This window comes from Roseibium sp. TrichSKD4 (genome assembly GCF_000148725.1).
Taxonomy (GTDB): Bacteria; Pseudomonadota; Alphaproteobacteria; order Rhizobiales; family Stappiaceae; genus Roseibium.
This window is the reverse complement of the sequence record NZ_GL476320.1, coordinates 987,333-997,931: the sequence shown is the minus strand read 5'-3', so window position 1 is coordinate 997,931 and position 10,599 is coordinate 987,333. Positions and strand designations below refer to the sequence as shown.

Genomic DNA, 10,599 nt, shown 5'->3' with positions numbered 1-10,599 from the left:
AGCCGGTGCGGCCAACTTGCCCTGGGCCGAGACCATGGGCACAAACGCTTCGGATCGCATTACAGGCGTCTTTTGGGCGGCATTCCTTCTCTTCTCATGGACAGCTGCATCGATCGTCTCTGGCTCAGTGATTGAACGCATTCGGTCATCTGCACTTTGGGTTCATGCAGTCCTAATCGGATCGGTTTGGTGGATCATTGATGCGGCTTGGGGCTGGCATTATGGCGGTTGGATGGTTCAGTTCCTCGGCTACCACGACGCCTATGCGTCCGGTGTGATTCATGCCATCGCGGGAGGCTATGCCCTTGGCGTAATCATGGTCCTGGGTCCACGCATTGGAAAGTTTGCCGCGGACGGCACACCGCGCGATATCCCACCCCATAATCCATGGATGCTGACGATTGGTATTTTCCTGATCTACACCGGCTTCTGGGGCTTTTATGCAGCATGCAACGTTCCGATCATCTCGCCGGAAGCCATTGATGGTCAAATCACAGGGACAACCTGGACTGCGACAAACATCTACCTCGGCCCAACAACGCTTTCAGCCATCACCTTCAACTTCCTGATGTCCCTTTCCGGTGGTTTGATGGCAGCCTATGTCGTGTCCAAGGGCGACGCTTTCTGGACGTTCTCCGGCGGTCTGGCAGGTGTGATTACAGCATCGGCAGGCAATGATTTGTACCATCCGGTACAGGCCATGCTCGTAGCCGCAATCGGCGTCGTGATTGTCTACAAGCTACATTATTGGGTGGAACGCCGCTTCAAGCTCGATGATGCCGTAGGGGCCGTCGCTGTTCATGGATACGCCGGATTTGTTGGGCTAATCATCTGCGGATTTGTGCTCTGGGGCGCTCCTTCATCTCCGTATGAGGGCTACGCAACCATTAACCCGATTGGCCAGTTTCTGGGCGCACTAATCATGTTCTTTGGCCTTGGCTTCCTGCCTGCATATGTGGTTGCCAAATTACAAGCTGGTGCGGGTGTACTGCGCATTCCCGAAGAAGTCGAACTGGAAGGGCTCGATTACGCAGAACACCAAGCATACGAGGATGCGAAGAGCGCAATCATCGAAGCAGACAAAGAGTATCTGGCTACCAAAGCTCCACCCGCAGAATAAGGAGGAACCGACATGTCTACGATTGGTTATGAAAATTGGGCCGTCGATCTGGCCAATGTGGGTGCAATGTACCCATTCCAGGGCCTCGAAATGCCCATGGTGATTGCTGGAGTCATTTTCTGGCTAGCTTGGCACCGCATTCAATTTGTCGAAGAAGGCAAACACTTGGAACAAGCCAAAAAACGAGCGCTGGATCACAAACGCGTCCAAGAAAGTGTCGAGAGATACTGACCACGAAACAAGGGTGGGTGATTATGCCCACCCTCACTTACAGGAATATTTTATTCCTATCAGTTGATGTTTTTTCTCTTCACTGCTAACGTGCAGGAAACGAAACAAAACAGACCTCAATAGCACGGAGCATCAGAATGTGCGGAATTGTCGGCCTTTTCTTAAAAGACAAAACGCTCGAACCCCAGTTGGGCACTTTGTTGACCAATATGCTGATCACAATGACCGACCGAGGGCCCGATAGCGCTGGAATTGCAATCTACAGCGCCGAAGACCATTCGCACTCAAAACTGACAGTTCAGTCGGATACTCCCGACCAGGACTTTCCGAATCTCGCCGACAAACTGCAAGACGCGCTCGGCTCTTCTGTCTCGCTCGAGCGCCGAGACACCCACGCAGTCCTCACAGTTCAGACGGGCTCTGCTCAGTCGGCCCGCGAACTTCTGCGTACCATCGCGCCTACAGTTCGCACCATGTCGTTTGGCGATACTTTGGAAATCTACAAGGAAGTTGGTCTGCCAAAGGAGGTCGCCGCCAGTTTCGCAATTCCATCCATGACTGGCACGCATGGTATCGGCCACACACGCATGGCGACGGAATCTGCTGTTACAACACTCGGTGCTCACCCCTTCAATACCGGTTCCGATCAATGCCTTGTACATAATGGCTCGCTGTCCAATCACAATTCTCTGCGCCGAAAATTGCAGCGTGAGGGAATTCACATCGAGACACAGAATGACAGCGAAGTCGCAGCTGCATATCTGACCTGGAAAATGCAAAATGGTGCCACGTTAGGCGAGGCAATGGAGAACTCTCTCAACGATCTAGACGGCTTTTTCAACTTTGTTGTTGGCACTAAAGACGGCTTTGGTGTCGTGCGCGATCCGATCGCCTGCAAACCAGCCGTGATGGCAGAAACAGACCAGTACGTGGCATTTGGCTCAGAATATCGTGCGCTGGTCAACTTGCCCGGGATCGAAGAAGCACGTGTGTGGGAGCCGGAGCCAGCAACGGTATATTTCTGGAGCCATACTGAGACATCCACTCCAAACATGAAGGCAGCCTGATGCAGACCTACGACCTTGAGGCAGATGGCCTGAGAGGCCTAAATGCTGCTTTACAGTCACAAACCGGCGACACCAATCAAACGAGCTGGGAGATTGTAAACCCAAAAGGCAGCCACGCCATCGCCGTTGGACTGGACGCTCCCATCGAAGTGAACGTGAAGGGTTCAACGGGGTATTACTGCGCCGGAATGAACAAGCTGGCCACGGTAAACGTGCATGGGTCCGCAGGCCCCGGCGTTGCTGAAAATATGATGTCAGGCATTGTAACCATCGAAGGCGATGCGAGTCAGTACGCAGGTGCAACCGGACATGGCGGCACATTGGTTATCAAAGGAAACGCTTCATCTCGCTGCGGAATTTCGATCAAAGGCATCGATATTATCGTGCACGGCAATGTCGGGCACATGTCTGCATTTATGGCGCAATCCGGCAACCTGGTCGTGTGTGGGGATGCAGGGGATGCCTTTGGTGACTCTATTTACGAAGCACGGCTTTTTGTGAAGGGCTCGGTCAAGTCGCTCGGTGCTGACTGCGTTGAAAAGGAAATGCGTGATGAGCACATCGAGCTTTTGAGAGACCTGCTGGAGAGAGGTGGGTGCGACGCAAAACCAGAAGAGTTCAAACGCTACGGCTCTGCAAGACAACTATACAATTTCAAAGTCGACAATGCGTACTGAGGGAAACACAGGCGTGAAAACAAGAAACGAAAACGGTCCCCCAAAGACGGCTCCAATCCAGTCAGCGACTTTTTCCAATTCGATAAATGCCGAAATTCGCCGCGCAGCAGCAACAGGACTGTACGACATTCGTGGAGGAGGAGCGAAACGCAGAGTTCCACAGTTTGATGACCTGTTGTTTCTGGGTGCATCCGTTTCTCGCTATCCACTTGAGGGGTACCGTGAACGTTGCGACACCAACGTAACACTTGGAACGCGTTATGCGAAAAAACCGATAGTTTTGGACATCCCGATAACTATCGCCGGAATGTCCTTTGGCGCGCTTTCAGGGCCGGCGAAAGAAGCACTTGGACGCGGAGCGTCTGCTGCTGGAACGTCAACAACAACAGGTGACGGCGGCATGACTCCAGAAGAGCGTGGTCACTCCGAAAAGCTCGTTTATCAATATTTGCCATCTAGATACGGCATGAACCCGGACGACCTGCGCAAAGCAGACGCAATCGAGATAGTGGTTGGTCAGGGCGCGAAACCAGGTGGCGGCGGAATGTTGTTGGGCCAGAAGATATCAGACCGTGTGGCAGAGATGCGAAACTTGCCAACCGGAATTGACCAGCGGTCCGCATGCCGGCATCCGGATTGGACAGGCCCAGATGATCTCGAGATCAAGATCCTGGAATTGCGTGAAATTATGGCTTGGGAAAAGCCGATCTATGTAAAGGTCGGAGGCACCCGCCCCTATTATGATACCGCCCTCGCGGTGAAGGCTGGAGCTGATGTTGTCGTTCTCGACGGCATGCAAGGTGGAACCGCCGCAACGCAGGACGTGTTCATTGAACATGTCGGGTTGCCGACCCTCGCCTGCATTCGGCCCGCCGTACAAGCTCTTCAGGACCTCGGTGTTCACCGGGAGGTTCAACTGGTAGTCTCAGGCGGCATTCGCACCGGTGCCGACGTTGCCAAGGCCATGGCGCTTGGGGCTGACGCAGTGGCAATAGGAACTGCGGCTCTAATTGCATTAGGCGACAATGATCCGAAGTGGGAAGAAGAATACCAGAAGCTCGGTACAACTACCGGGGCGTACGATGATTGGCATGAAGGCCAGGACCCTGCCGGGATTACGACTCAAGACCCGGTACTGCAGGCACGCCTTAACCCGATAGAAGCAGGGCAACGTTTGAGAAACTATCTCAATGTCATGACGCTTGAAGCTCAGACAATCGCGCGCGCCTGCGGCCATAACCACCTGCACAATCTGGAGCCAGAAGATCTCTGTGCTTTGACGATGGAAGCAGCAGCGATGGCCAGGGTGCCGCTCGCCGGAACAGACTGGTGGCCCGGCAAATCCGGAACAGGTTTTTAGTCAGGCGAATAAGGCGCGGGCATCAGTCTTCGCGCCTTTTTTCTATAAACAAGAATACAAGACGACAGGGACCTCCAGAATGAGCATAGATCTGGCAAAATTCGCCGAGGACAACGGCGTAAAGTACTTCATGATTTCCTTCACCGACCTGTTTGGTGGTCAACGGGCCAAGTTGGTACCTGCTCAGGCAATCGCAGACATACAGGAAGAAGGCGCAGGGTTTGCCGGTTTTGCGACATGGCTCGACATGACACCTGCTCACCCTGACATGCTGTCGGTTCCAGATCCGAGTTCCGTGATCCAATTGCCCTGGAAGCGCGAAGTGGCCTGGGTGGCCGGAAACTGCGTGATGGAAGGCGCAGACGTCGCCCAAGCTCCTCGCAATGTCTTACGTCGATTGATCGACGATGCTGCAGATGAGGGTTTGCACGTCAAAACCGGCGTAGAGGCAGAGTTTTTCTTGCTCACTCCGGAAGGTGATCAAATCAGTGACCCCTTCGATACGGCTGCCAAGCCATGTTATGACCAGCAAGCCGTAATGCGACGTTCTGCAGTAGTGTGTGAAATCTGCGATTACATGCTGCAGCTTGGATGGGGGCCTTACCAAAACGACCACGAAGATGCGAATGGTCAATTTGAGATGAACTGGGAGTTCGATGATGCCCTAATAACAGCTGACAAACATTCGTTCTTCAAGTTCATGACCAAGTCGGTGGCTGAAAAACACGGCTTCAGAGCAACCTTTATGCCTAAACCAATCGAAGGCCTGACTGGAAATGGCTGCCATGCCCACATTTCTGTCTGGGATGCGCCCGGTAGTGCGGCAACGACCAATGTGTTTGCGGGCGAAGGCGACGGACAGACAGGCGAAGTCGGTTTGTCGGAGCGTGGAAAGCACTTCCTTGGCGGGATCATGAAACATGCAAGTGCACTTGCTGCCATTACCAACCCAACGGTGAACAGCTACAAACGCATCAATGCTCCGAGAACCATGTCAGGCGCAACCTGGGCACCCAATACCGTGACCTGGACTGGTAACAATCGTACACACATGGTTCGAGTTCCAGGACCTGGACGCTTTGAATTACGTTTGCCGGATGGAGCGGCAAATCCCTATCTCCTGCAGGCTGTTATCATTGCAGCCGGCCTTTCAGGCATTCGGTCACAAGCTGACCCTGGCAAACGCTACGACATTGATATGTATGCAGAAGGGCACAAGGTTCGTGGTGCTCCTAAACTGCCACTCAATATGCTCGATGCGGTTCGCGAATACGACAAGGACAAGGTTCTGAAAGAAACTATGGGATTGGAGTTCTCCAATTCCTACGTGAAAATGAAGATGCAGGAATGGGATTCCTTCGTCACACATTTCAGCCGATGGGAAAAAGAAAACACCATCGACATCTGATCGAATCTTCCAGAATTTTATTAGCGAGTAAACCCAGGCTTCTGGATTTACTCGCAGAAATAATTGCAATTATATACTTATAAATATTCTTATTAATTTACATATTTTAACCCGGATTTCCCAAGTAGTCAGCTGATTTAGCTTCTTCTATCCTATTTTTCTCTTTATATTACAGCGTGTTACTTGATGACGGAGGGCTGAAAAATGGCACACCCAACGGGTGCGGGTTCTGAGAGCGATTTTCGGCTGGATTTTGACCCTCGGGTGCGGTTGGAATTCCACGGTTCAAAGATCAGTTCTGATGGCGGTCTTCTGCTTTACCGGGAGCTTGATGACGCCCTTGGCCTTTTCGGCAAAGCGGTTCGGTTCCTTCGGGATACCCGCAAAGGTAAGAATGGCGTTCACACCTTGATGGGCCTGCTGCGCCAATCGATATTTGGTCGCCTTGCGGGCTATGAAGATGTGAATGATGCCGTGCGTCTGTCGCGTGACCCGGTAATGCGCCAGATTATCGGGGGCCGTGCCGTTGACACTCAGGCGGCATCCTCCTCCCAGATGGGCCGCTTTGAGACTGAGGTGCTCGCGACTGCCGCCAACAGGGAAGCCTTGGCCGATATGCCCGGTCAATGGATTGATGCGGTGCATGGTCGCCAAGGACTGAACTACATCACCTTGGACATGGATAGCTCTGTCAGCCCCACCCATGGCGCTCAGGAGGGAACCGCATGGAACGGGCATTTCGGCTGCAACTGCTATCACCCATTGTTCATCTTCAATCAGTTTGGCCACTTGGAACGCTGTGCCCTGCGCAATGGCAGCGTCCACAGCGCGGATGACTGGAAGGCTCTTCTGATACCCGTCATTGCGCGCTATGCAGAGCGCGACATCATGCGCTTCTTTCGCGCTGATGCCGCCTTTGCCATTCCGGAACTTTACGAGACTTTAGAGGCTGAAGGGTACCGCTACGCCATCCGCCTCAAAAAGAACGCTGTGCTGGAAGAGAAGATCAGCCATCAGCTGACCCGCCCCGTGGGACGTCCCTCAAAGACAAAGATCAAGCGCTTCTATGAGGTTTTTGAGTATCAGGCTGCTTCATGGAGCAAGCCCCGTCAGGTGGTTGCCAAGATCGAATGGTATCCCGGTGATCTATTCCCTCGCGTGGGTTTTGTCGTCACCAACTTGCCGATGGAGCCGGAATGGATCATCCGCTTCTACAATCAGCGCGGCACAGCCGAACAGCACATCAAAGAAGGCAAGAACGCCATCACTTGGACCCGCCTGTCCTGCAAGCGGTTCTGTGACAATGAGGTCCGGCTTCAGCTTCACGCATTGGCGTATAACCTTGGTGTCTTCCTGCAAGGGCTAGACCTCCCGGAAGAGGTCGCCGACTGGTCGCTGACAAGTATCCAGAGCCGCCTCATCAAAATCGGGGCAAAGGTCGTACGCCATGCGCGCAAAATCACGTTCCAACTGGCAGAGGTGGCTGTATCAGGCTACGTCTTCGGACGAATCCTCGCCGCAATCCGCGCCCTCAAGCCCCCGCCGAGGCCTGCATGACGCTCCAAACAACGAAACCAACACAAATGCGGCTCCACAGCTGTGTCTTGTCGCAGCCCAAACGGGATAAAGTCCACGAAAAGCTCAAAAACCGCGCTTACGTAACCGTCAAAATCGATAATCGCCCCGACAACGCTGCCGTCAGAGTTGCAAACGTCCGTGAAAACGGTCAACCTCGTCGCAACACACAGTTACTTGGGAAATATCCGTTTAAAAAGGCTACTATGAACAGAAATTACTTTATCCCGTAATATTCACTTATTAAGTATTTCTGATTTTTGGTCATTGTCCTCCGTCAGCGCTTAATGGACAAATTGGTTTGATTTCGTAAGGGAGTGATTTTGGCTCATCATTGCTAACTCAGGAGCAAATGATGAGACGAAAGAAGGATCGAGTGACCGACGATGCGGATTGGATCGTAAAAGACATCAAACGCCAGACCCGCCGTCGGTTTTCCGCTGAAGAGAAGATCCGCATAGTGGTTTCTGGTCTTCGAGGCGAAGACAGCATTGCAGAACTTTGCCGCCAGGAAGGTATCGCCCAGAGCCAGTATTATTCCTGGTCCAAGGACTTCATGGAAGCGGGCAAGAAACGGCTTGCTGGGGACGCAGCTCGTGAAGCCAGTTCTGATGAAGTAAAGTCTCTTCGCAAAGAGACGAGGGACTTGAAGGAAGTGGTTGCAGAACAGGCTCTGGAACTTCGCCTTCTCAAAAAAAGCATGATCGGGGATGGGGTCGACGACGAATGAGATATCCCGCCTCCGAGAAACTTGAAATCATTCGACTGGTGGAGCAGTCCCATCTTCCAGTCAGACAGACGCTGGATCGGCTGGGTATTCCAAGGTCAACCTTCTACGTCTGGTATGACAAATATCAAACCGGTGGCATAGATGCCTTGCAGGACACGGCCCCCATGCCTGCACGGGTCTGGAACCGGATCCCCGATGATATCCGCCAACAGGTCATTGATCTGGCCCTGGAAGAACCGGAACTCTCACCTCGGGAGCTGGCTGTCCAGTTTACGGACACAAAGCAGTACTTCGTGTCTGAGGCCAGTGTTTACCGGTTGCTGAAAGCCCATGACCTCATCACCAATCCGGCCTTTATCGTGGTCAAGGCAGCTGACGAGTTCAAGAACAAGACCACAGCGCCCAATGAGCTGTGGCAGACAGACTTCACCTATCTGAAGGTTATTGGCTGGGGTTGGTTTTACCTGTCAACAATCCTTGATGATTACAGCCGCTATGTCATCGCGTGGAAGCTGTGTACGACGATGTTGGCCAGTGATGTCACGGATACGTTGGAACTGGCCTTACAGGCTTCAGGCTGTAATCAGGCCAGTGTCCGCCACCGGCCAAGACTGTTGTCGGACAATGGGTCAAGTTACTTCGCCGGTGAGCTGGCCGACTGGCTCGACGACAAAGGCATGGACCATGTGCGTGGAGCCCCATACCACCCCCAAACGCAGGGCAAGATCGAAAGATGGCATCAGACCTTGAAAAACCGGATCCTTCTGGAGAACTACTTCCTGCCCGGTGACCTCAAAGCCCAAATAAGCAAGTTCATCAGCCACTACAATCATCACCGATATCACGAGAGCTTGAAGAACCTCACACCCGCTGACGTCTACTTCGGGCGCGGCGAACAAATCCTGCGCAAACGAGAAAGGATCAAACAAAGCACCATCGAACAACGCCGCTTGCAACACCGCAAACAGGCCGCCTAATATCGACAAACAGATGAGCCAGATACTCCCTTAAACAAAACTCATATCTGCCCAAAAATCCCTGACGATGGACATAGCGATCTGAACCCGCGACAATACAGGGAGCGTGAACTCACGCCCCCTCAGGTGGTTTCGCGAAGTGGGCGCTCTCAAAGATCCGGATAAATCGGGAAGCCGGCGCAAAGGGCCTCAACCTCGGCCTTCACCTTGGCCTCGACCTCTGCATTGCCGTCTTCGCCATTGGCGGCCAGACCGTCCACAACCTCGATGATCCAGTCGGCGATCTGGCGGAACTCGGCCTCGCTAAAGCCACGGGTGGTGCCAGCAGGCGAGCCCAGGCGGATGCCGGAGGTGATGGTGGGCTTTTCCGGATCAAAGGGCACGCCGTTCTTGTTGCAGGTAATATGCGCGCGTCCGAGCGCCTTTTCCGTCGCGTTGCCCTTGACCCCTTTGGGGCGCAGATCCACCAGCACCACATGGGTGTCGGTGCCATGGGTTACGGTGTCCAGCCCGCCCTTGATCAACTGATCGCTGAGCGCCTGGGCGTTTTTGATCACTTGCTTCTGGTAGGTCTTGAATTCCGGGCGCAGCGCCTCGCCAAAGGCCACGGCCTTGGCAGCGACCACATGCATGAGCGGACCGCCCTGAATGCCGGGGAAGATGGCGGAATTGACCTTTTTCGCAATCGCCTCGTCATTGGTGAGGATCATGCCGCCGCGCGGGCCGCGCAGAGTTTTATGGGTCGTGGTGGTGGCCACATGGGCGTGCGGGAAGGGCGAAGGATGTTCACCCGCCGCCGCCAGACCGGCAAAATGCGCCATATCCACATGCAGGTAGGCGCCGACCATATCGGCAATCTCGCGCATGCGCTTGAAGTCGATCTGGCGCGGGATGGCCGAACCACCGGCGATGATGAGTTTCGGCGGGTGTTCTTTGGCCAGCGCTTCGACCTGGTCGTAATCCAGCATATTGTCCTGTTGGCGCACACCGTATTGCACCGCGTTGAACCATTTGCCGGACTGGTTGGGCCGCGCACCATGGGTCAGGTGACCGCCTGCGTCCAGCGACATACCCAGGATCGTGTCGCCCGGCTGGATCAGCGCCTGGAACACGCCCTGGTTGGCCTGCGAGCCGGAGTTTGGCTGGACGTTGGCAAAGTCGCAGTTGAACAGCTCTTTGGCGCGCGCGATGGCCAGGTTTTCCGCCACATCGACCCAGTCACAGCCCCCGTAATAGCGGCGACCGGGGTAACCTTCGGCGTATTTATTGGTCATCACGCTGCCCTGCGCTTCCATCACGGCGCGGGAGACGATGTTTTCCGAGGCGATCAGCTCGATCTCGTCACGCTGGCGGCCCAGCTCACCGGTGATGGAGCCGAAGAGCTCCGGGTCACGCTCGGCGAGCGATTGGGTGAAGAAGGCGTTCTGTTTATGGAGGACATTCATGTCGATTTC

Annotated in this window: 9 protein-coding genes; 8 read left to right on the top strand and 1 reads right to left on the bottom strand. The window is 54.1% G+C overall.

Annotation, left to right across the window (positions count from 1 at the left end; genetic code table 11):
* From TRICHSKD4_RS25390 to TRICHSKD4_RS25350, 8 genes are all read left to right on the top strand, one after another.
* Positions 1-1,120: ammonium transporter (locus tag TRICHSKD4_RS25390; RefSeq protein ID WP_083782894.1), on the top strand; the 1,120-nt coding region annotated here is incomplete at its 5' end.
* 12 nt (positions 1,121-1,132) lie between these two features.
* Entirely contained in the window at positions 1,133-1,351 is a 219-nt protein-coding gene (locus TRICHSKD4_RS25385) for a hypothetical protein (RefSeq protein WP_009760138.1), read from the top strand.
* Positions 1,352-1,488: 137 nt separating this feature from the next.
* A complete protein-coding gene (locus tag TRICHSKD4_RS25380; protein WP_009760137.1) occupies positions 1,489-2,418 on the top strand; it encodes a glutamine amidotransferase family protein in 930 nt (309 codons plus the stop codon).
* Positions 2,418-3,095, top strand: a complete 678-nt coding sequence (locus TRICHSKD4_RS25375) for a protein glxC (protein ID WP_009760136.1) — start codon at positions 2,418-2,420, stop codon at positions 3,093-3,095. The genes TRICHSKD4_RS25380 and TRICHSKD4_RS25375 overlap by 1 nt, the downstream gene beginning before the upstream one ends.
* Positions 3,085-4,455 carry an FMN-binding glutamate synthase family protein gene (locus TRICHSKD4_RS25370; protein ID WP_009760134.1) on the top strand — a complete coding sequence of 457 codons (1,371 nt, stop codon included), beginning with the start codon at positions 3,085-3,087 and terminating at the stop codon, positions 4,453-4,455. The genes TRICHSKD4_RS25375 and TRICHSKD4_RS25370 overlap by 11 nt, the downstream gene beginning before the upstream one ends.
* 79 nt (positions 4,456-4,534) lie before the next feature.
* Positions 4,535-5,863, top strand: a complete 1,329-nt coding sequence (glnT, locus tag TRICHSKD4_RS25365; protein WP_009760133.1) for a type III glutamate--ammonia ligase — start codon at positions 4,535-4,537, stop codon at positions 5,861-5,863.
* A gap of 204 nt (positions 5,864-6,067) precedes the next feature.
* On the top strand, positions 6,068-7,420 hold the full coding sequence (locus TRICHSKD4_RS25360; protein WP_009466009.1) for an IS1380 family transposase: 1,353 nt from the start codon (positions 6,068-6,070) through the stop codon (positions 7,418-7,420).
* A 373-nt stretch (positions 7,421-7,793) separates the two neighbouring features.
* Positions 7,794-9,145 (top strand): IS3 family transposase gene (locus tag TRICHSKD4_RS25350; protein WP_371256956.1). Its coding sequence is split into 2 segments (ribosomal slippage): positions 7,794-8,129 and positions 8,132-9,145, totalling 1,350 coding nucleotides; the frame shifts between segments, so codons are not numbered across the junction.
* A 149-nt stretch (positions 9,146-9,294) separates the two neighbouring features.
* Here TRICHSKD4_RS25350 and glyA read toward each other — a convergent pair.
* Positions 9,295-10,590, bottom strand: coding sequence for a serine hydroxymethyltransferase (gene glyA, locus TRICHSKD4_RS25345; protein ID WP_009760131.1), 1,296 nt, complete (start codon positions 10,588-10,590; stop codon positions 9,295-9,297).
* Between the last annotated feature and the right edge of the window lie 9 nt (positions 10,591-10,599).

Excerpts from the sequence above, each read along its gene's own strand:
- TRICHSKD4_RS25385 (WP_009760138.1), top strand. The coding sequence starts at position 1,133 with ATGTCTACGATTGGTTATGAAAATTGGGCCGTCGATCTGGCCAATGTG.
- TRICHSKD4_RS25380 (WP_009760137.1), top strand. The coding sequence starts at position 1,489 with ATGTGCGGAATTGTCGGCCTTTTCTTAAAAGACAAAACGCTCGAACCC.
- TRICHSKD4_RS25375 (WP_009760136.1), top strand. The coding sequence starts at position 2,418 with ATGCAGACCTACGACCTTGAGGCAGATGGCCTGAGAGGCCTAAATGCT.
- TRICHSKD4_RS25370 (WP_009760134.1), top strand. The coding sequence starts at position 3,085 with ATGCGTACTGAGGGAAACACAGGCGTGAAAACAAGAAACGAAAACGGT.
- glnT (WP_009760133.1), top strand. The coding sequence starts at position 4,535 with ATGAGCATAGATCTGGCAAAATTCGCCGAGGACAACGGCGTAAAGTAC.
- TRICHSKD4_RS25360 (WP_009466009.1), top strand. The coding sequence starts at position 6,068 with ATGGCACACCCAACGGGTGCGGGTTCTGAGAGCGATTTTCGGCTGGAT.
- glyA (WP_009760131.1), bottom strand. The coding sequence starts at position 10,590 with ATGAATGTCCTCCATAAACAGAACGCCTTCTTCACCCAATCGCTCGCC.